15 protein-coding genes and 2 pseudogenes are annotated in these 21,046 nt (G+C 73.5%); 11 read left to right on the top strand and 6 right to left on the bottom strand.

All coding sequences use genetic code 11. The features are described 5' to 3' along the window. Positions 1–131 precede the first annotated feature (131 nt). Complete coding sequence (locus OG730_RS01585; RefSeq protein WP_327302396.1) at positions 132–1,451, top strand: ROK family protein; 1,320 nt, start codon at positions 132–134, stop codon at positions 1,449–1,451. Between the two features lie 140 nt (positions 1,452–1,591). On the opposite strand, the gene OG730_RS01590 is transcribed toward OG730_RS01585, so the two are convergent. After that, entirely contained in the window at positions 1,592–2,197 is a 606-nt protein-coding gene (locus OG730_RS01590; protein WP_327302397.1) for a hypothetical protein, read from the bottom strand. 302 nt (positions 2,198–2,499) lie between these two features. On the opposite strand from OG730_RS01590, the gene OG730_RS01595 reads away from it, so the two are divergent. Continuing rightward, positions 2,500–4,257: a glycosyltransferase family 2 protein gene (locus OG730_RS01595; protein ID WP_327302398.1), complete on the top strand. Its 1,758-nt coding sequence runs from the start codon at positions 2,500–2,502 to the stop codon at positions 4,255–4,257. 17 nt (positions 4,258–4,274) lie between these two features. Further along, positions 4,275–7,343: an SGNH hydrolase domain-containing protein gene (locus tag OG730_RS01600; protein WP_327309118.1), complete on the top strand. Its 3,069-nt coding sequence runs from the start codon at positions 4,275–4,277 to the stop codon at positions 7,341–7,343. 41 nt (positions 7,344–7,384) lie between these two features. Here OG730_RS01600 and OG730_RS01605 read toward each other — a convergent pair whose 3' ends face one another. Beyond that, entirely contained in the window at positions 7,385–7,690 is a 306-nt protein-coding gene (locus OG730_RS01605; RefSeq protein ID WP_327309625.1) for a hypothetical protein, read from the bottom strand. Continuing rightward, positions 7,681–7,950: pseudogene (locus OG730_RS01610) on the bottom strand (class I SAM-dependent methyltransferase); the annotation flags it as partial. The gene OG730_RS01605 and the pseudogene OG730_RS01610, both read right to left, overlap by 10 nt. Positions 7,951–8,060: 110 nt before the next feature. Here OG730_RS01610 and OG730_RS01615 point away from each other — a divergent pair. Both OG730_RS01615 and OG730_RS01620 read left to right on the top strand, forming a co-directional pair. Further along, the gene (locus OG730_RS01615) at positions 8,061–8,789 is read left to right on the top strand and encodes an SOS response-associated peptidase (protein ID WP_327302399.1); all 729 of its coding nucleotides are present in this window, start codon (positions 8,061–8,063) and stop codon (positions 8,787–8,789) included. 414 nt (positions 8,790–9,203) lie between these two features. Beyond that, positions 9,204–10,973 (top strand): IPT/TIG domain-containing protein, encoded by a 1,770-nt coding sequence (locus OG730_RS01620; RefSeq protein ID WP_327302400.1) that lies wholly within the window; start codon positions 9,204–9,206, stop codon positions 10,971–10,973. Between the two features lie 109 nt (positions 10,974–11,082). On the opposite strand, the gene OG730_RS01625 is transcribed toward OG730_RS01620, so the two are convergent. Continuing rightward, positions 11,083–11,706 carry a TetR/AcrR family transcriptional regulator gene (locus OG730_RS01625; RefSeq protein WP_327302401.1) on the bottom strand — a complete coding sequence of 208 codons (624 nt, stop codon included), beginning with the start codon at positions 11,704–11,706 and terminating at the stop codon, positions 11,083–11,085. A 174-nt stretch (positions 11,707–11,880) separates the two neighbouring features. On the opposite strand from OG730_RS01625, the gene OG730_RS01630 reads away from it, so the two are divergent. From OG730_RS01630 to OG730_RS01640, 3 genes and pseudogenes are all read left to right on the top strand, one after another. Further along, positions 11,881–13,389 carry an APC family permease gene (locus tag OG730_RS01630; protein WP_327302402.1) on the top strand — a complete coding sequence of 503 codons (1,509 nt, stop codon included), beginning with the start codon at positions 11,881–11,883 and terminating at the stop codon, positions 13,387–13,389. Between the two features lie 7 nt (positions 13,390–13,396). Beyond that, entirely contained in the window at positions 13,397–14,293 is an 897-nt protein-coding gene (locus OG730_RS01635; RefSeq protein ID WP_327302403.1) for a carbon-nitrogen hydrolase family protein, read from the top strand. Positions 14,294–14,403: 110 nt separating this feature from the next. Continuing rightward, positions 14,404–15,191 (top strand): annotated as a pseudogene (locus OG730_RS01640) (phosphotransferase). Positions 15,192–15,196: 5 nt separating this feature from the next. On the opposite strand, the gene OG730_RS01645 reads toward OG730_RS01640, so the two are convergent. Both OG730_RS01645 and OG730_RS01650 read right to left on the bottom strand, forming a co-directional pair. After that, the gene (locus OG730_RS01645) at positions 15,197–16,159 is read right to left on the bottom strand and encodes an ABC transporter substrate-binding protein (RefSeq protein ID WP_327302404.1); all 963 of its coding nucleotides are present in this window, start codon (positions 16,157–16,159) and stop codon (positions 15,197–15,199) included. Beyond that, the gene (locus tag OG730_RS01650) at positions 16,156–17,376 is read right to left on the bottom strand and encodes an LLM class flavin-dependent oxidoreductase (protein WP_327302405.1); all 1,221 of its coding nucleotides are present in this window, start codon (positions 17,374–17,376) and stop codon (positions 16,156–16,158) included. The genes OG730_RS01645 and OG730_RS01650 overlap by 4 nt, the downstream gene beginning before the upstream one ends. A gap of 619 nt (positions 17,377–17,995) precedes the next feature. Here OG730_RS01650 and OG730_RS01655 point away from each other — a divergent pair. From OG730_RS01655 to OG730_RS01665, 3 genes are all read left to right on the top strand, one after another. After that, positions 17,996–19,060: an amino acid ABC transporter permease gene (locus OG730_RS01655; protein ID WP_442815168.1), complete on the top strand. Its 1,065-nt coding sequence runs from the start codon at positions 17,996–17,998 to the stop codon at positions 19,058–19,060. Positions 19,061–19,260: 200 nt separating this feature from the next. Then, positions 19,261–20,223, top strand: a complete 963-nt coding sequence (locus tag OG730_RS01660) for an amino acid ABC transporter permease (protein ID WP_327302407.1) — start codon at positions 19,261–19,263, stop codon at positions 20,221–20,223. After that, entirely contained in the window at positions 20,220–21,020 is an 801-nt protein-coding gene (locus tag OG730_RS01665; RefSeq protein ID WP_327302408.1) for an amino acid ABC transporter ATP-binding protein, read from the top strand. The genes OG730_RS01660 and OG730_RS01665 overlap by 4 nt, the downstream gene beginning before the upstream one ends. The last annotated feature ends 26 nt before the right edge of the window (positions 21,021–21,046 follow it).

Genomic DNA, 21,046 nt, shown 5'->3' on the forward strand with positions numbered 1-21,046 from the left:
GCGTCAACCCCGCGTGCCGCATCCACTCCGGACGCGTGCCGCATCCGCTCCCGAAGGGAAGCCGGGACGGGACGGGCGGGGCCCGGGTCCACGGGTGGCAGACTCTCGGGGGACGGCAGTGAGGAGTACCGGTGAGGACAGATCCGCGAAGCGTGCGGCGCGGCGGCGACGAGGGCGGGCAGGGGGATGCCGGCATCGGCCCCGTCGTGATCAACGGCCCGGCCAGGCCCGCCGGCCGGGCCTCCATCCGCCGCGCCAATCTCGGTCTCGTGCTGCGCCTCCTGCGCGACACCGGACCGCGTTCCCGGGCCCGGATCGCCGATGACGCGGGGCTGCCGCGGCCCACGGTCACCGGGCTGGTCACCGAGCTCATCGAACTCGGCCTGGTCCGCGAGGGGGACGCCGAGCGGGACGGCTCGGTCGGGCGCCCCGGCCAGAGCGTCCGGATCGACGGCCGCGCGCTGTGCGGGATCGGCCTGGAGATCAACGTCGACTACCTGGCCGCCGTGGCCCTGACCCTGGGCGGGGACACCGTCTTCGAGCGGCGGGTCGCCCTGGACGTCCGCGGCGCCGGGCCCGAGGCCGTCCTGGACTGCGCCGCCGGGCTGGTCCGCGAAGCCCTCGCCACCCTCGACGCGGCCGCGATCGCCACGGCCGGGGTCACCGTCGCCGCTCCCGGAGTCGTGGACATCGCGTCGGGCACCGTCGTCTACGCCGCGAACATCGGCTGGCGCGACATCGCCGCGGTCAGCGGGATCCGCGCCCGCCTGGGGCGCGGGGCGCCCCCGCTGCGCCTGGAGAACGACGCCAAACTCGGTGCCGTGGCCGAGTACTTGGAGGCCTCCGCGGCCGGCATCCACGACCTCATCTACGTCACCGGCGAGACGGGCGTGGGCGGCGGGATCATCAGCGGCGGCCGGCTCCACCGCGGCGCCGCCGGGTTCGCGGGGGAGATCGGCCACATGCCGCTCGACCCGGGCGGGGCGCTCTGCGCCTGCGGGCGCCGGGGCTGCTGGGAGACCATGGTCGGGCTCACGGCCCTGTTGCGGCACGCCGCCGCCCCGGAGGATCCCGTCCACGACCCCTCCCTCGACCTCGAGGCCCGGCTGACGGACCTCCAGGCGCGGGCGGCCGCCGGGGACTCCCGCACGCTGGAGGCCCTGGACCGGATCGCCGACGGCCTGGGCCTCGGGCTGGCGCTGCTGGCGGACGTCCTGAATCCGCGCGCCGTGGTGCTCGGCGGCTACTTCACCTACTTCGGCGACCGGCTGGGCCCACGGGTGGAGCGGCTGATGGCCGAGCGGGTCATGGCACCGGACACGGGCGGCTGCCGCCTGCTGCTCTCCACCCTGGGCTTCACCGCGCCGGCCCGCGGCGGGGCGCTGCTCGCCCTCGACCCGGTGTACGAGGACCCGGCCCGGACGGTGGCGGCGGCGGCGACGGGGGCCTGAGGGCCCGGGACCCCGACCCCGTGCGGCGGGGCCGGGGTTCCGCCGCCCGGGCAGCCGCCACGGGCCGCCTCTGGCTTCCGCGACCCGTCCGCGCCTCTGCCTCCCGACCGCGCCTCCGCCCCCTGCGTCCCGCCCGCGCCTCAGACCCCTGACGCCCCTGAGGCCCCTCCGGTCCAGAACGGCCGGGCAAGGAGGGCCGCGGCGCGCACCGCGGCCCCGTCCAGGACCAGCGCGGCATCCCGCAGTCCGCGTTCCGGCCAGGCGCACGCCACCGTGAGCGGGCCCGGCGGCGGCAGCGGCCAGGTCCACAGCGTCATGCGCACGTCCCCGCCGCCGTCCGGGCCGCCCCAGGAGCCCTCGTACCCGCTGACGACCATCACGGGTCCGCGCCCGTCCCGCAGCCCGGTCTCGTCGTCCTGCTCCACGACACCGCCGTCACCGAGCCGGAGGCGGAAAGCCGGCCAGGCGGGCCCGGTGGAATCCGCGGGGCCGTACGCCGGCCCGCCGGGAAACGGGGCGAGGCCGGGAGCCGAGGACGGGTCAGGAGGCGAGGAGGCACCGCGCGCGTGGGCCTCCACCTCGATCTCCAGCCCTGCCGGGTAGGCGAGTACGTGCCGGGCCACCACCACGACCCCGTCCGTCCGGGCGATCACCACCGGTCCCGCGACGTGTCCACCGACCATCCGCGGCGGCGCGTGCCACTCGGGCGGGTCGTACGCACTTTCCCTGTCCGGTTCCTCAAGCACGGGCAGAGCGTAGCTGGTTGGGGCCGGGGCGGGTATGGCCGGAGGAGAGGGAAACCGCGCGGCGGCCGGGCCACGCAAGTCTTCGGTGTCTGTTCACTCCCCCGTGACCTGCATCTTCCCGGCGGTAGGCGGCACTGCCGATGGAATGACCGAAGCAAAGGTCTAGACCGCTGGAGATGCGCCAATCCCGTGGCCGATTAACCGTGTTGGCCGTGCGGAAACAATTGGTCTATACCTCTGGCGCTATGGTGGCCATGGTCAGGCCATCCGAAACGGGCGCATAGACAGCCGTGGGGGGCTTTATGAGCTTTCATCATCTTCCGCAACCACCTTCCGACGAGGAGCTCTACTGGTACTTCGGCCCGCAACGACGCTGGGTCCTCATCAGCACGAGCCTCGCCTTCGTCTTCACCGCGGCGACCATGTTCACCTTCGCGCTGCGCACTCCGGCCCTGTGGGCCTTCCTCGCCGTCCTCGGGCTCAACCTCGTCGCCCTCGTCCTCTCCTCGGTGAACAGCCTGCGGCAGCGCAGGCTGACCCGGCCCTCGCACGAGGTGCTCGTGCGCGCCTGGCAGCCCGCCCGACTGCCCGGCGTGGACCTGTACCTGCCGACCTGCGGCGAGCCCCTCCCCGTTCTGGACAACGCCTACCGCGCCGTGGCATCGGTCGACTGGCCCGGCGCGCTGACCACATGGGTCCTGGACGACGCCGACCGGCCCGAAGTCGCCGCGCTGGCGGCCTCGTACGGGTACGAGTACGTCGTACGGCCCGACCGGGGACATCTGAAGAAGGCCGGGAACCTCAATCACGCGCTGACCCTGAGCAGCGCCGAGTTCATCGCCATCCTCGACGCCGACTTCGCACCCCGGCCGGACTTCCTGCGTCATCTCGTGCCCTATCTGGCCGACCCGGCCGTCGGGATCGTGCAGAGCCCGCAGTGCTTCGACACCGACGGGTCCATGGGCTGGATCCAGCGCGCCGCGGGCTCCGCCCAGGAGTGGTTCTTCCGCTGGATCCAGCCGTCCCGGGACGCGAGCGACGCCGCCATCTGCTGCGGCAGCAACGCCGTCTACCGGCGCGCCGCCATCGACCTGGCCGGCGGCTTCGCCCGCCTCGACCACAGTGAGGACCTGTACACCGGCCTCGCCCTGCACGCCCGGGGGTTCCGCACCCTGTACGTGCCGGTGCTGGTCGCCAAGGGCACCTCCCCCGATGAGGTCACCTCCTTCGTCAACCAGCAGTACCGGTGGGCGATGGGCAACCTCCACCTCCTCACCTCGCCCGTCCTGCGGAAGATGGGCGCGCCCTGGCGGATGCGCCTGTGCTTCTACGAGGGAGTCGTCGGCTACCTGGCCGCCGCCGTGAACACCTTCGCGGCGCCGCTGCCGCCCCTGGTGATGATGTTCTGGTACCCCGACGACATCCGGCCCTGGCACGTCCTGCCGCTCCTCGCCCCGCTGTGGCTCTGGCACGTGCTGCTGCCGCGGATCAGCAGGACCCGCTGGCGGGTGGAGGTCATCCGGGCGAACGTCCTGACGAGCGTCGCCGCCACCACCGCCTTCCTGCACACCCTGCGCGGCCGCAGCGCCGACTGGGTGCCCACCGGCACCCGGGGCCCCGCCCGCTCCGGCGGGATGGCCCGCCGGGTGGTGGGCGTCTCGCTGCTCTGGCTGGTCCTCTCCAACGGGGCTGCCGGGGCGGGCCTGGCGCTGGCCGTGGCCCGCAACGGCTGGGAGCCCAACTGGGGTCTGCTCCTCTACTTCCTGGTGCAGTGCCAGATCAACGGCCCGCTGGTCCGGGACCTGATCTCCGAGCTGCGGCCGGCGGCGGCCGCCGGGAAGTCCACCGGGGCCGCCCTCTCCGGGGACACCGCCGCCGGGCCCGGACCGGAGCCGCGCGGCGGCCGTCGCCGCAGCCTCGTACGGGCCTTCGGCGGCCACTCCCCCAGCGGCGTGCTGCCGCGCCGCTGGCCCGAGACCCTCGCCGCCTCGGCGGTGCTCCTGCTCACCGGCCTGCTGGCATCCGGGTGGGTCAACCCCATGCTTCCCTGGCTGAGTTGAAAGGCTCCACGACCACCATGCACTCCCCCGTCCCCTCCTCCCTTCCCGTCCCCGCACCGCCCCCCGAAGCCCCTGGAGCCCCAGGAGCCCCTGCGCCGTCCGCGCCGTCCGCCCCGCCGGCGAGCTCCGCGGGCGAGTCCGGGCCCAGTCCGCACCGGTCCGCGTTCCGGCCCGACATCGAGGGGCTGCGCGCCGTCGCCGTCCTCGCGGTCCTCGCCTTCCACGCCGGGGTGCCGGGGCTCGCGGGCGGATTCGTCGGCGTGGACGTCTTCTTCGTCGTGTCCGGCTACCTCATCACCGGCCTGCTCGTCCGCGAGGCGATCACCACCGGCCGGATCCGGCTCCTGGACTTCTTCTCCCGGCGGGCCCGCCGGCTCCTGCCCTCCGCCGCCGTCGTCCTCGGCGCGGTGGCGCTGGCCGGCGCCTGGCTGACCGTGCCCCTGCGCCGCGCCGACCTGGAGCACGACGTGGTCGCGGCGGCGCTCTCCGTCGCCAACTGGCGGTTCGTCGCCCAGCGGACCGACTACCTCGCCGCCGGGCACGAGCAGAGCCCGCTGCTGCACTTCTGGTCCCTCGCCGTCGAGGAGCAGTTCTACCTCCTCTGGGCGCCGCTGCTCGCCCTGATCGTGCTCGCCGCGGCCCGTGCCGTACGCCGCGGCCGCGCCGTGCGTGCCACCGTGGCACTGGCCGCCGTACCGCTGGTGCTGGCTTCGTTCGCGCTGTCGCTGCGCTGGACGGACCACTCACCTTCGCTCGCGTACCTCGCCACGCCCTCGCGGGTCTGGCAGTTCGGGGTCGGCGCGCTGGTGGCCCTGCTGCCCTGGCACCTCCTGCGCGGCCCGCGCCCGCTGCGGCTGCTGTGCGGCTGGGCCGGGGGCACGGCGATCGTCTGGAGCGCACTCGCCTACGACGCGTCCACGCCCTATCCCGGCTACCCGGCCCTGGTACCGACCCTGGGGGCCGCTGCCGTGATCCTCGCCGCGATACCCGGCCGGGGCGAACGCAGCGCGCCCGGCCACTACGGGATCGGCCGGCTCCTCGCGGGGCGGGCGCCCCGGGCGGTGGGGCGGCTCTCCTACACCCTGTACCTGTGGCACTGGCCGGTGCTCGTCCTCGCCGAGGCCCGCTTCGGCCCCCAGGACTGGCCGGTGAAGGCCGCCCTCACCCTGGCCGCCGCACTGCCCGCCTACGCCACCATGCGCTGGGTCGAGCAGCCGCTGCGCCGCAGCCGTACCGTCTCCGAACTCCCGCGCCGGGGGCTGTCGGTGGGCATCACGGCCGTGGTCCTGCCGTTGGTCCTCGCGCTCGTGGTGGGGACGACCACGCTGAACCTGCTGGGCCCGGCGACGCCCGTCCAGTCGGCCGGACTGCCCCCGGGCGCCGTCTCCGGCCCGCACCTGCTCGCCCGTACGGGCTCCGCGCCGCTGGAGGCGGGCCCGGTCGTGCCCGCCCCCGCGCAGGCGCGGGCCGACTTCCCCCCGGACGGCGCCTGCGAGGTGGCACCGGCCGTGACCCGCAGCCCGGACTGCCTGTTCGGCGCGGTGGACAGCCCGGACCGGATCGTGCTGCTCGGCGATTCGCACGCCGGCCAGTGGTTCTCCGCGATGCTCGCCATGGCCTCCCAACGCGGCTGGGCGCTACAGGAGTTGGTGAAACAGGGCTGCCCGCTGCCGCAGCTCGCGGTGGACAGCCCCCAGCTCGGCCGCGCCTATCGGGAGTGCGACACCTGGCGGGCCGACGCCCTGGAGCGGCTGCGGCGGCAGCCGAAGCCGCGGCTCATCGTGATCTCCTCGCTCAACCGCTACACCGACGATTCCGGACTGCTCGCCGAGGCCTGGGAGAAGACCCTCGAACCCCTGCGGGCCATCGGTGCGCCGATCGTCTACGTCGAAGACACGCCCGTGCCCGGTACGGACGTCCCCGCGTGCGTGTCCGGCAGCCCCGAGGACCCCGCCGCCTGCGCGTTCAGCCGTACGGACGCCCGGCAGCCCGACCCGCTGGCCCGGCGGATCGCCGCCGGCTCCCTGCCCGGCGTACGGGCCGTGAGCGTGAACCCGGTGCTGTGCCCGGGTGACGGGCCGACCTGCCCGGCCGTGCTGGACCGCATCATGCTCTACCGGGACGACGCGCACCTGACTAACGCGGCGGTCGTCGTGCTGACCCCCCGGCTCGAGCGGCTGCTCACGGACTCGGGGGCACTGCCCGCCGTGGGCGCGTCCGCCACCGCACCCGGACAGGCCCGGCCGACGGGGCCTACGGGGCCGACGGGGTGGACCGAGGTCTTCCGGGAGGAGTTCGACGGCCCCGCGGGCAGCCCGCCGTCCTCCGCGAACTGGCTGCACGACACCGGCACGTGCTACCCGGGCTGCCCCGCGGCCCAGTGGGGCACGGGTGAGATCGAGACGATGACCGACTCCACCGACAACGTCCGCCTCGACGGCAAGGGCGCGCTGGAGATCGTCCCCACCCGCACGGACGGCGCGTGGAAGTCGGGCCGCATCGAGACCCGGCGCTCCGATTTCGCGCCCCCGGCCGGCGGGACCCTGCGGATCGAGGCCGCGATCGCCCTGCCCGGGGTGACCGGCGCCGGGGCGGCGGGCTACTGGCCGGCGTTCTGGACGCTCGGGGCGCCGCTGCGCGACGGGTACACGGGCTGGCCGGGCGTCGGTGAGCTCGACATCATGGAATCGGTCAACGGCCGGGACAGCGTCTTCGCCACCATGCACTGCGGAACCCTGGAAGGCGGCCCGTGCCGCGAACCGGCGGGCCTGAGCTCGGGCCCGCGGCCGTGCGGGGACTGCCGTACGGGCTTCCACACGTACGCCGTCGAGGTTGACCTCTCCCCGGGCGCCGAGGAGGTGCGCTGGTACCTGGACGGTCGCGTGCACCACCGGGTGGCCGCCTCGGAGATGGACCCGGGCACCTGGAAGCGGGCGGTGGACCACGGCCTCTTCCTGATCCTCAACGTGGCCATCGGCGGCAACCTCCCCCTGGCCGACGGCGCGACCCCCGGCCCGGCCACCGAACCGGGCCACCCGATGCGGGTCGACCGGGTAACGGTCTCCACGCGGGCCCGGCCCGCCTGAGCGCGCGGGTCGGCCAATAGGCCCGTCGGCCCGGGAGCCCCTCAGCTCTGGGGGGCGGGGCCGACGGTCTGAGTGACGCGCCACAGCCTGCGCGGGAGGTCGCCTTCCTCGAAGGGGGCGACCTCCTCCAGGGTCCAGCTCTCGGCGAGGGCGTCGACCAGGTCGCGGGAGAAGAAGTGGACGGCGAAGCCGCCGTGTTCCCAGATGCCGTCCCCGTGCCCGGTACCGGCCCGGTAGTGGGCGTCCCCGGTGTGGCGGACGGTGTAGACGAAGGAACGCCCGGCCGCAGTACCCGTCGCACCTCGGCCACCAGGGCACGGATCTCCCGGGTGGACAAGGCCATGCACAGCAGCATGTGCGCGTCCACGGCGTCCATCGAGGCGTCCGCGAGCGGCAGCGGCTCGCGGACGTCGTGCACGGCCGTGGTGACCCGTCCGGACAGGCCCTGGGCCGCGGCGGCCGCGCGCAGTTGGTCCAGCCCCACCGGGCTGAAGTCGGTGGCCGTCACGGTGAAGCCCGCGCGGGCGAGGTACAGCGCGTCGCGACCGTGGCCGGCGCCCAGCTCCAGCACCGGGCCGGCATCGTGCCACCGGCCCCGTCGGGCCACCCTAGAAGGCTCGGGCCGTCACGGAACGCCCCGCATCGCCGCCCCGCCTACGGGCCACCCGTACGGCGAGCTCCGCCCCGCCCGCCCGGGAAGGGTGGGACAGTGGAGGCATGTGTGGTCGATATGCCTCCTCCCGCGCGCCGGAAGACCTCTCGGGACTCTTCGATGCCCGGCTCGATCCCGGACGGGAAATCGGGCCCTCGTGGAACGTCGCGCCCACCGACGAGGTGTGGGCGGTGCTGGAGCGGGCCGACCGGGACACCGGGGAGATCGGGCGGCAGCTGCGTCCGGTGCGGTGGGGTCTGGTGCCGTCCTGGGCCAAGGACCCAGCCGTGGGATCGCGGATGATCAACGCGCGGGTGGAGACCGTCCACGAGAAGCCGGCCTACCGCAAGGCCCTGGCAAAACGGCGCTGCCTGCTGCCCGCGGACGGCTTCTTCGAGTGGGTCGCCGTACCCGCCACCGGGTCGGCCAAGGCCTACAAGCAGCCCTATTTCATCCGCCCCGAGACGGGCTCCGTCATGGCCATGGCCGGTCTGTACGAATTCTGGCGCGACCCCGCCGTCGAGGACCGGGACGATCCGGCCGCCTGGCTCACCACGGCCACGATCATCACCACCGAGGCCACCGACGCGGCCGGCAGCATCCATCCCCGGATGCCGCTCGCCCTCGATCCCGGTGACTACGAGGCCTGGCTCGACCCCGCCCACGAGGACACGGCGGATCTCCGTGCCCTGCTCCACACCCCCGCCGGCGGGCGGCTCGCGGTGACCCCGGTCTCCACCGCCGTCAACAGCGTCCGCAACAACGGCCCCCACCTCGTCGATCCCGCCGGCTGACCACAGCACGACACCGCGGCATCTCGGCACCGCAGCAACACGGCACCGCGGCATCACGACGCGGCAACCCCCCATCTTGTCGGACATCCATACGAGTTCGGTGGCTGATTTCGGGGTTTCCAACGGTTTGGCGGGACGATCCGGCATTTGGTGCCCGCGGCGCCCCGGCCGCTGCGATGCTTCCGCCGGTATCACTGGGCGTCGTCTTCCAACGCGCCCTGGAATACCGGCGAACGGGCGGCACCGCCGGACGAGACCGCGTTCCGGTTCGTCGTACGGGAGCGTCCGGCCGCGGCTTCCCGGGAGTATGCGACTCCGGCCGCTGCCGGGCGGAGGCGAGAGGGGGAGACTTCGATGTCTTCGACTGCTGTGTTACATGGTCCGCGTTCCCCATGGCGGCGACGCCTGCTGGCGGTGGCCGCCTCCTCGGCCCTGGCCGCGGGCGGCCTGACGGTTCTGGCGCCCCCGGCTTCGGCCGAAGGGGTGTGCGCCGCCCCGGTCCTGGTGGGTGCCACGACCACGATCACCTGCTCCGCCGGCGGTTCCGGAAGCGTGACGGTGCCCGACGGCGTCGTGAGCGGTGTGGTGACCCTGGACGGTGCCGGGGGCGGGAACGCCGCCGACGGCACCGCCGGCGGCAGGGGCGCGCACCTCGTCGCGACCCTTCCCGCCACGCCCGGGCAGACCTTCAACGTCACGGTCGGCCGCCGCGGTGCCCATGGCACCCCGAGCGCGCAGTTCGGTGTGCCGGGATTCGGAGGCGCACTCGTCGCGGTGACCACGGCCACCAACGCATTGCTGCTGACGGCCGGTTCGGGTGGCGGAGCGGGCGGAGCGGGCATCGGATCGCCCGCCTTCCGGGGCGCTGCCGGAGGTGACAGCGGCAGCGCTGGAGCCCACGGCAACGGCCTGGTCCCCGACGCCGAGGGCGGTACGGGCGGCGGCCCGGGCAGCGACACCGCCGGCGGGGCCGCCGGCATCGGAGGGCCCGGCGCGGACAACGAGGGCCCGGACGGCTCCCCGGGCGCCTATCCGAACGGGGCCGGCGGCGCCGCCGGCCAGGGCGTGTTCAACCCGACGGGCGCGGGCGGCCGCGGCGGCGCCGGGTACGGCGGCGGAGGCCGGGGCGGGGCCGGCGGCAGATACGGCTCCACCGGTGGGGGCGGAGGAGGTGGCGGCGGAGGGTCCAGCCTGGTCTCCGGGACGGTTCCCGACTCCCCCGTCACCCTGACGGAGGGAGTCAACTCCGGTGACGGGCGGATCGTGTTCGCCTTCACCCTCCCGCCCACGGTCACGTCCGTCGGCCCGGCCGCCGGACCCACGGCCGGGGGTACGCCCGTGACGGTCACCGGCACCAACCTGACCGGCGCCGCACTCACCTTCGGCGCGGGCAACCCGGCCACCGACGTCACGTGCACGGCGAGCTCCTGCACCGCCACCGCTCCCGCCGGGACCGGCACCGTGGACGTCCAGGCCACCACCGCCGGCGGCACCAGCGCCCCGTCGCCCGGCGGCCGGTACACCTACGTCCCCGTCCCCGTGGTGACCTCCCTCAGCCCGTCCACGGGCACGACGGCCGGCGGTACGGTCGTCACCGTCACCGGCACCGGCCTGGACGGCGCCACCGCCATCGTCTTCGGTCCCGGCAACCCGGGCACCGGCCTCTCCTGCACCGCCACGAGCTGCACGGCCACCGCGCCCGCCCACGCCGCCGGCTCCGTGGACGTCCAGGTCACCACGCCCGGCGGCACCAGCGCGGTGACCGGCGCGGGCCGGTACACGTACCAGCTCCCGCCCGCCGACATCGACGTGGACCTGACGGCGCAGCCCGGACTCGGGCTGCTGGTCCCCTACCTCACCTACACCCTGACCACCCGCAACACCGGTCCCGGTACGGTCACTTCGGCCACCGTCAGCGCGAGCCTGCCGCCGGGCGCGTCCGCCAACACGCTGTCCCCGGGCTGCACGGCCGCCGGATCCACCGTGACCTGCGCCTACGGGAACATCGCCAACGGGGCCGCCGTCACCAAGACGTTCCGGGTACCGCTGGGGCTGCTCTCGCTGGGGCGCGTCTCGGTCTCCGCCACCCGTACGGCATCCTCGCCGACCGACCCCAACCCGCTCAACGACAGCGCGACCGCGAGCTGCACGGTCGTCTCCGTCCTCCTGGCCACCTGCCCCTGACCCGTAGCCTCCCTCCCGCACCAACGGGATTCCGTACCCGCCCGATCGCCGCCGGCCCGCCTCGTCACGAGGCGGGCCGGCGGTGCGTCCGGGCCGGGTCCGCCGGCGGTCAGGAGCCTTCCGCCGGCTCACCGTCGGTCAGTTCGTGCCCCGTGACCGCCCGGGCGTACGAGCGCAGGGCGGTGATCACCTCGGGCCGCGTGCGCCGTCCCGCGAGGACCTCCATCTGGTAGCCGTCCTCCATGGCGACGAAGTTCGCGGCGAGCAGCCGGGGCGGATCCTGGAGCAGGAAGTGCCCCTGGGCCTGGCCCAGCACCAAGATGCCGGAGTACACCGCGATCTGGCGCTCCGTCAGGGCGCTGTCGAGCGCCGCCGCGCGGGCGTCGCGCAGGCAGCGGGGCCAGTACTCGAAGAGCAGCCGGGTCAGTGCGTCGTCGGGGCCGCCGGCCACTCCGTGGTCGATGCAGGCCCGCAGTTTGTCGCGGGCGTCGGCGAAGCGGTCGGCGGCTTCCTCGCGCTCCTGGCTGTAGCGCTCGATGGCCTGCTGGTAGGTGGCGTGGACCAGGGCGTCGAGATCGCCGTAGTAGAGCACGGCGGCGGGGGTGACCCCGGCCTGGTCGGCGACATCGCGCAGCCGCAGGCCCTCCAGTCCGCGTACCAGTACGGCGCGCTCCACCGCCTTGCCCAGCTCGGTCCGGCGGTTCTCCTTGCCGGTCCCCTTCCTGGCTGCCACGCCGTCTCCTCCACAAGTTGATCATCTAAATCTGAGTTTAACGATATCGCTCGACCTATTGACGGTCCAGGACCCCGGGTCTTAAATCTCGGTTTAACGCAGGGGCTCCTCCTCACGCCCTGCCGGCTCCGCCCCACGCTCTGGGCACCACACCTGCGGCCTCCAGGAGGCATCATGACCAACCCGACCGACACCGGGGCCAGAACCGGGCCCGCGCCGGCGCCCGTCCCCGTCGGCAAGGGGCTGCGCGGCGGCTCCGTGGGCCTGCTCGCCTCGGTCACCCTCGGGCTCTCGTCCGTGGCCCCGGCCTACAGCATCGCGGTCACCCTCGGCTTCGTGACGCTCGCCGTGGGAGACCTGGCTCCGGCCGCCCTGCTCCTGGGCTTCCTACCGATCCTGCTCACCGCGTTCGCGTTCCGCGAGCTGAACCGCGAGATGCCGGACTGCGGCACCAATTTCGTCTGGACCACCCGCGCCTTCGGGCCGGTGGCCGGCTGGTTCACCGGGGGCTGGGTCGTGATCGTCGCCACCCTGATCGCGATGACCGCCCTGTCCCAGGTCGGCGCCGTGTACCTGCTGAACCTGCTCGGTCTGCACTCCCTCGCCGGGAACGACGCCGCCGTCACGGCGACCGCCCTCCTCCTGCTGGCCGCGTGCACCCTGGTCTCCGTCCGCGGGCTGCACCTGGCGGCCTCCGTGCAGTACGTGCTCCTCGGCCTGCAGATGACGGCCCTGGTCGGTTTCGGTGTGGCCGCCTTCGCCCGCGACGGCGCCGCCACCCCCTCCCTGGAGTGGCTCGACCCCAGCGCCTTCGACGGATTCGGGCCCTTCGCCGAAGCCGTCCTGCTCTGTCTGTTCATCTACTGGGGGTGGGACTCGCTGCTCGCCGCGAACGAGGAGACCCGGGACGGCGAGCGCGTGGCCGGGCAGGCCGCCGTCATCTCCACCCTCCTGCTCCTGGGCACCTACCTGTTCACCGCGTTCGCGGCGATCAGCTTCGCCGGCACCGGAACCGCGGGCCTGGGCCTCGGCAACCCGGAGAACGCAGCCGACGTCCTCACGACCCTCGCGCCTCCCGTGCTCGGCGGGCCGCTCGCCAAGGTGATGGAGCTCGCCGTCTGCGTCTCGGCGGTCTCGGCCCTGCTCACCTGTCTCGTCGGCAACTCCCGCGGCACCTTGTCCATGGCCTCCCACGGCGCCCTGCCCCGCGCCTTCGCCCGGGTCCACCCCCGGCACCGCACGCCCGCCTTCGGAACCCTGGCCTGCGGAGCGGCGGCGGCCGGCACCCTGATCCTGCTCCGGCTCGTCTCCGCGGACATCCTCGGCGACGCCGTCCTCTGCGTCGGGCTGCTCATCGCCTGCTACTACGGCACCACCGCCCTCAGCTGCGTCTGGTACTTCCGGCGCAGCCTTCGCGACTCCCCGCGCGACCTCTTCCTGCGCGGGCTCCTGCCCCTGCTGGGCGGTCTGCTGATGCTGGCGGCCTTCGCCCGCAGCGCCTACGACATGTACGACCCCGCCTACGGCAGCACCTCCTTCCACGGCGTCGGCGGGGTCTTCCTGCTCGGCGCCGGGTCCCTCGCCGCGGGCGCCCTGGCCCTGCTGATCGCCCGCACCCGCTTCAGCCGCTTCTTCCGCGAAGGCCGTACCTCGGTCGCGGCGCTCACCGTCACCGAGGACTGACCCCACCATGCGCACTCTCGCCATCGCCGCACTGCAGACCACTCCCGTGGCCCACGACCTCGAAGCGAGCTGGCAGCGCTTCAGCGATCAGGTCCGCGCCACGCACGAGCTCTTCCCCCACGTCCAGCTCGTCGTCGCCCCCGAACTGCTGCTCGCCGCCGAGGGCCCGCTGCTGCGTCCCGCGCCCGACGACTGGATGGAGCGGGCGGCCGTCACGATCCCCGGACCGCTCACCGACCGGATCTGCGCCCTCGCCAGGGAGACCGAGCTGTGGCTGGTCCCCGGCAGCCTCTACGAGCGCGCGCAGGACGGCCACGTCTACAACACGGCCCTCGCGGTCTCGCCCGAGGGCGAGATCGTCGCCCGCTACCGCAAGATCTTCCCCTGGCAGCCCTACGAAAGGGCCCGGCCCGGCCACGAGTTCACCGTCTTCGACCTCCCCGGCATCGGCCGGGCGGGCCTCGCCATCTGCTACGACGGCTCCTTCCCCGAGACGGTCCGCCAACTCGCCTGGCTGGGAGCGGAGATCGTCATCCAGCCCACCCTGACGCCCACCCGGGACCGGGAGATGGAACTCGTCTGCGCCCGCGCCAACGCCTGGACCAACCAGGTGTACGTGGTCAACGTCAACGCCGCCGACCCGGCGGGGGTCGGCGCCAGCACGATCGTCGACCCCGAAGGCCTCGTACGCCAGCAGGCCGGCCCCGGCGAGGAGGTGCTCGTCGACGTCCTGGACCTCGACGCCGTCACCCGGGTGCGCCGTTACGGCTCCACCGGGATCAACCGGCCCTGGAACCAGCTGGCCCGGTACGGGGAATCGATCGCGCTCCCGATGTACGGCGGCGCGTCCTTCCGCACACCGCACTGGCTGGAGGAGGAGAAGGAGGAGGACCCGGCCGGGTAGCCGTCAAGGGCCGGAAACACGGTCGACAGGCGGGCTCCGGCGCGGTGGGATGACTCCGAACGTCCGCCGTCCGGAGCGGGCCGGGCACGGGGGTGCTCTTGACGAGCGAGATGGCGGCGGACACGGCGGCGCAGGCGGCCACGCCGGACGGGGAAGCCCGCCCCGTCATCGACGCGGCGCTGGTCAGGCGCCTGGTCGACGCGCAGTTCCCGCACTGGGCGGGGCTTCCCCTCCGGCTCCTCGACCCGGCCGGATCCGACCACGTGATCTACCGGCTGGGCCGGGAGCTGTCCGTCCGGCTCCCCCGCGGGCCCGGAGTCGCCGGGCAGGCCGCGAAGGAGGCCGAGTGGCTGCCACGGCTCGCCCCGCACCTCCCGCTGGCCGTCCCCGTACCGGTGGCCGTGGGCCGGCCCGGCTTCGGGTATCCATGGCCGTGGTCGGTGTCCCGCTGGCTGGACGGCGAGGTGGCGACCGCCGCGGTACTGGCCGACTCCACCGCGGCCGCGCTCGCGGTGGCCCGGTTCCTGACCGACCTGCAGCGGTTCGCGGCCCCGGACCTCCCGGCCGGGACCGTCCCCGCGAACCTGCGCGGCGCTCCGCTGGCCGACCGGGACCGTGCGACGCGGGCCGCCATCGCGCGGGTCTCCGGCGTTTTCGACGCGGCGGCCATGACCGCACTGTGGGAGGCGGCTCTCGCCGCCCCCGGCTGGCACCGGCCACCGGTCTGGTTCCACGGGGACTTCCACACCGGCAACCTACTGACCGCCGACGGCGGCCTCAGCGCGGCCGCGGCTGGGCCCTGGCCACCGGCCTGAACGCCTACACCTTCCACGCCGCGACCGACCCCCGCGTCGCGGCGCAGACCACCCGGCAGATCACCGAGGCGCTCATCGGCTGATCCGCTCACGTGTGCTCGGCCGGGTTGATCCGCGAGGTGTCGATCGCGGAGGGCGCGGTGCCCCACTTCTTCAGGATCCGCGCGTAGGTGCCGTCCTTGATCAGCTCGTTGACGGCGGCCTGGAAGGCCGGGGTCAGCGCGGAGCCCTTCTTGAAGGCGAAGCCCACGTCGAGGCGGTGGTACTCACCGAGGAAGGTGGTCTGCGCGGCGGGCTGCGCCGCCTGGTGGCGCAGCCCGTTGATCGTCGACATGACGACGTCGATCCGGCCCTGCTGGAGGGCCGTGGTGACGGCCCCGCTCTCGGAGAAGGCCTTCACCTCGTACGGCTTCTTGCCCGCGTCGGCGCAGACCTCCTTCTTGGCGGTGAGCGTCTTCTCGAAGGTCGTGCCGGCGCCGGTGCCGATGGTCAGTCCGCACAGCTGGGTGAGGTCGGAGACCTGCCCGGTCAGCACGGTGCTGCCCGTCTTGACCGCGAAGCCCTGGCCGTCGTTGATGTAGGTGACGAAATCGACGGACTTCAGGCGTTCGGTGGTGACGCCGAAGTTGCCCGTGCCGACGTCGTACTTGCCGCTGCCGAGGGCGGGGAGGATCGTCTCGAAGGAGGCGTCCTGCCGCTCCAGCTTCAACCCGAGGACCTTCGCCACCCCGGCCGCGATGTCGATGTCCAGGCCGGCCGGCGGCTTGTCCTGCCCGTCGGGGTAGTACGCCGACGGCGGCGACCCGACGGAGCCGCCGAGCCGCAGGCTGCCCGCCTTGCGGACCTCGGCGGGGAGCAGGGCCGCGATCGGCTCCACGGCCCGTACGCCCGCGACCGGATCGTCGGCCGGCGCGGGAGAGGCGAGGGCTCCGGCCACGGGAGTGGATCCGTCACCGGATCCGCAGGCCGTCAGGGCCGCCAGCAGGGGAACGGGCAGGAGGACGAGTGCGGTGCGCAGCCGCCCGCGGCGCAGTCTCGCGCGCGGGCTCATCCGCGGACCGCCGTCAGGGTCTGGCGGGCAGACCCGGCCCCGGACCCGGCGCCGCCGCTCGCGGCTTCCCGTTCGGTGTCCCGTGCCGCGTCCCTCGCCGCGTCCCTCGCCGCGTCCCTCGCGGCATCCCGCTTCGCGACCTCCTCGCGGACGAGCGGGATCACGTACCGGCCGAAGTCGACGGCGTCGCCGAGCAGGTCGTAGCCGCGGGCCGACAGGATGTCCACGCCGAGGTCGTAGTAGTCCAGCAGTGCCTGCGCCACCGTCTCCGGGGTGCCGACCAGGGCGTTGGAGTTGCCCGCGCCCCCGGTGGCGGCGGCGGTCGGGGTCCACAGCGCCCGGTCGTAGCGCTCCCCCGCCTCGGCGATGGCGATCAGGCGCTGCGATCCGGTGTTCTGGGGCGCCGCGGCCTCCGACACCCCGTTGCGGTGGCGCTGTACGGTCCCCGCCCGCCTGCGCTCCCTGATGGCTCCCACCGTGCGGTGGGCCTTCTCCCAGGCCAGCTCCTCGGTCGGGGCGATGATCGGCCGGAACGCGACCTGGACGCGGGGCGCCTCGGTGCGTCCCGCGGCCCGCGCGGCGGCCTGTACGGCCTCGATCTGCTGGGCCGTCTGCTCCAGGGGCTCGCCCCACAGGCAGTAGATGTCGGCCTCGGCGGCGCCGGCCGCGTAGGCGGCGGGCGAGGATCCGCCGAACGAGACGTTCGGGCGCGGCTGCTGGACGGGAAAGACGTCGCTGACGAAGTCGTGGAAGCGGTAGTGCTCGCCCTCGTGGTCGAAGGCCTCGTGGGTGGTCCAGATCTTCTTGACGATGCGGATGTACTCGAGGGTGCGGGCGTAGCGCTCGTCCTTGCCGAGGACGTCGCCCTCGCGGCCCTGCTCGTGGTCGTTGCCGCCGGTGATGAAGTGCACGGCCAGCCGGCCGCCGCTGATCTGGTCGAGGGTCGCGAAGGTCTTCGCGGCGAAGGTGGGGTACGACACGTTGGGCCGGTGGGCCAGCAGGATCTGCAGCCGGTCCAGCTTGCTCGCGATGTACGCGGCGGCCGGCGCGGGGTCCGGAGTACCGGAGCCGTAGGCGAACAGCACCCGGTCCCAGCCGTGTTCCTCGTGCGCCCTGGCGAGGCGGAGCGTGTACTCCCGGTCGAAGGCGGTGCCGGATCGTGCGGTGGTTTCGGAGCCGTTGTTGGTGGCGGCTATGCCGAGGAACTCCACGGGCATGGGTGTGGCCTTTCGGAAGGTGCGGCGGATCGCCTCAGGGCAGGGTGAACCACCCCCGGTACGGCGGTGCGTGATGATCCGTCGGCCCTGTGGTCGCGGGACGGAACGGGACAGGGGTGGGCAAAGGCGCGATGGTGCGGACGTGACGACGCCGGGCGTCGGAGGCGGGGTGCGGCGGCAGCGCGCGTACGGGTTCGGAGCAGTCCGGCCTAGCGGCGGTCGTGGCCCGCAGGACGGTTGCGCGAAGGGAGATCTCGGCCCGCGACGGGGTCACCGAGGGAGGGAAGGGCCGGTCGGACAGCCCGCTGCCGCGTCAGGCGCAACAGGCCGCGGACCACACCCGACCGAAGTCGATGTAGTCGCGCGAGACCAGGCGCTGATGGGCGTTCATGCGACTACTTGAACAGTACGAAGCGCCCTTCGTCAAGCAACGGCCCGGATGCCGGACAGCCCCGACCTCCGCCGGACCGGGCGCTGTTGACACGTTCGTGTGGTGCGCGCATACGATCGGCGGCGTTCCGGCTCCGCCCCGCACGGGCGGTCGGTCCGGCCGTGTTGAGGGACACGGCGAGCGTGACGGCGCCCGTACCCGCGTCCGGCAGCCCATGCCGCGCCCGCGATCCCTCCCACACCCCGGAGCACCTCCATGACCTCCGCTTCCGACGTCTCCGACGCGCCCCGCGCGTCCGACACCTCTCCCGCTCCCGACGCCCCCGCGACCGACGCCTCTCCCGTATCCGACGCCTCTCCCGCCTACGCCCCCGGCGCCTCGCCGCCGCCGATCGTGCCGCGCCGGCGCCTCGGCCGTCAGGTGTCCGCTGCCGCGGCCCTGCTGGTCTTCGCGATGGTGCTGGCCTCCGTCGTCCGCAACGAGGCCTTCCAATGGGGCCTGGTGGTCCGGTACTTCACCACCTCCGCCGTGCTCGACGGACTCCTGCTGACCCTCTGGCTGACCGGCGTGGTGATGGTGCTGGGGTTCCTGTTCGGCACCGTCCTGGCCGTGATGCGACTGTCGGGCAACCCGGTGCTGCGCACCCTGAGCTGGGGGTACGTGTGGATCTTCCGGTCCACGCCGCTGCTGGTGCAGCTGCTGTTCTGGTTCAACATCGGCGCCCTGTACCCGACGCTCGGCCTGGGCATCCCCTACGGTCCCCAGCTCTTCACCGTCAGCACGGTCGACCTGCTCGGCCCGACCCTCACCGCCGTCATCGGCCTCACCCTGCACGAGAGCGCGTACGCCGCCGAGGTGGTGCGCGGCGGCATCCTCTCCGTGGACCCCGGCCAGACCGAGGCCGCGCAGGCGCTCGGGCTGAGCAGGCGCTGGACGCTGTACCGGATCGTGGTCCCCCAGGCGATGCGCTCGATCGTGCCGACCGCCGGGAACATGCTCATCGGCACGCTCAAGGGCACCAGCATCGTCAGCGTGCTGGCCGTGCACGACCTGCTGTACTCGGTGCAGTTGACCTACAACCAGAACTACCAGGTCATCCCGCTGCTGATGGTGGCCACGCTCTGGTACATCGCCGTCACCACCGTGCTGAGCGCGGGCCAGTACTACGTCGAGCGGTACTACGCGCGCGGCAGTTCGCGAAGCCTTCCGCCCACACCGCTACGGCTGCTGCGCGTCCGGCTCGCCGCCCTGCGCGGCCGCCTGAACTCGGCTACGGCGCCCGACGGCCACTGAGTTTCATTTCACGAAGAGGCGTTGTGTGTACGGCGGATGAAATCGGAACACGATTTCGCGCATCCCGATATCCAGGCCGTTGACACCACTTCTCCGGGCTGCCTAGCTTACGCCGCAGATAAAGAGATATCGGCGGCCTCTCCAGTCCTGCTTGACGGCTGCTTTTCGATTCTGCGCCTATTCGAAGCCGTGGAGTGTCCTTGACCGAATCACTGCTCCTCTCCGCGCCCGCCGGCCCCACCGGGCCGCCCGGGCCGGCCGAGCGGGTCCTCCCGCTGCGCCGGCCCGGGCGGTGGGTCGCCGGCCTCGTCGTCCTGGTGCTGGTCTCGCAGGCCGCCCACGGGCTGATCACCAATCCCTTTTACCAATGGGACCGGTTCGCGTACTGGTTCGCCCGCCCGGTGATCCTGGACGGGCTGCTCATCACCCTCCAGGTGGCCGCGTACAGCGCGGTCCTCGGCCTGGCCGGCGGCGTCCTGCTGGCCCTCGGACGGCTCTCGGGCAGTCCGGTGCTGCGGTCGGTGAGCTGGACCTACGTCTGGCTGCTGCGTTCCGTGCCGCTGATCGTCGTCCTGCTCTTCCTGTACAACCTCAGCGCCCTGTACCCCACGCTCAGCATCGGCGTGCCGTTCGGCCCCGCCTTCGTGACCTTCGACGAGTCGCGGCTCGCCACCGACATGGCGGTCGCCGTGGTCGGCCTGAGCCTGAGCGAGGCCGCCTACGCTGCCGAGATCGTCCGGGCCGGCGTGCTCTCCGTCGACCAGGGCCAGCACGAGGCGGCCGCGGCCCTCGGACTGCCCAAGCGGTACCAGTTCGCGAGCATCGTCTTCCCGCAGGCGCTCCGCTCGATCGTGCCCTCCTACGTCAACCAGCTGATCGGCCTCCTCAAGGCCACCTCACTGGTCTTCTACGTGTCCCTGCTCGACCTGTTCGGCTCGGTGCAGAGCCTGGGCAGCACCTACCCCGGGGACGTGGTGCCGCTGCTGCTGGTGGCGACCGTCTGGTACGTGGTCCTGACCAGCCTGGTCTCCGTCGTCCAGTACTACGTCGAGCGCCACTACGCCCGTGGAGCACTGCGCACCCCGGTGCCCACTCCCCTCCAGCGGGCCCGGGCGGGCCTGCGCGACCTGCGGATCCGCTACCGGAAGGAGACGGCCCGATGACCGGCAGCACGAACACCGCGACCGACACGAGCGCGCGGCCCGCCGCCATCGAGGTGCACGAGGTGCACAAGTGGTTCGGTGGCCGGCGGGTCCTGGACGGGGTGAGCCTGACCGTCGCGCCGGGCACGGTCACCGTGATCCTGGGCCGCTCCGGATCCGGCAAGTCGACCCTGCTGCGGGTGCTCAACCACCTGGAGCGGCCCGAGGCCGGACACGTCAGCATCGGCGGCGAGCTGATCGGCGTCGAGCGGCACGGGGGCCGGCTCAAGGAGCTGCGCGAACGCGCGATCCTCGCCCAGCGCGGCCGGATCGGCTTCGTCTTCCAGAACTTCAACCTCTTCCCGCACCTGACGGTCCTGGACAACATCGCCGCGGCCCCGGTGGCCACCGGCAGGCTGTCCCGGCCGCAGGCACAGGCCCTGGCACAGGATCTGCTGCGCCGCGTGGGCCTCGGGGACCGCGGCGGCGCCTACCCGCGGCAGCTGTCCGGAGGGCAGCAGCAGCGGGTGGCCATCGCCCGGGCCCTGGCCCTGCGGCCGGGGGTCATCCTCTTCGACGAACCCACGTCGGCGCTCGACCCCGAGCTGGTCGGCGAGGTGCTCTCCGTGATCAAGGACCTGGCCACCGGCGGCACCACCCTCGTGATCGTGACCCACGAGATCGGCTTCGCCCGCGAGGTCGCCGACGAGGTCGTCTTCCTCCACGAGGGCCGGATCGTCGAACAGGGCCCGCCCGCACAGGTGCTGGACCACCCCGCGCACCCGCGCACCCGGGAGTTCCTCAGCAAGGTGCTCTGAGCACCCTGACCCGGCCTGACCCGTTC

Source organism: Streptomyces sp. NBC_01298 (assembly GCF_035978755.1).
In the GTDB taxonomy this organism is placed as follows: Bacteria; Actinomycetota; Actinomycetes; order Streptomycetales; family Streptomycetaceae; genus Streptomyces.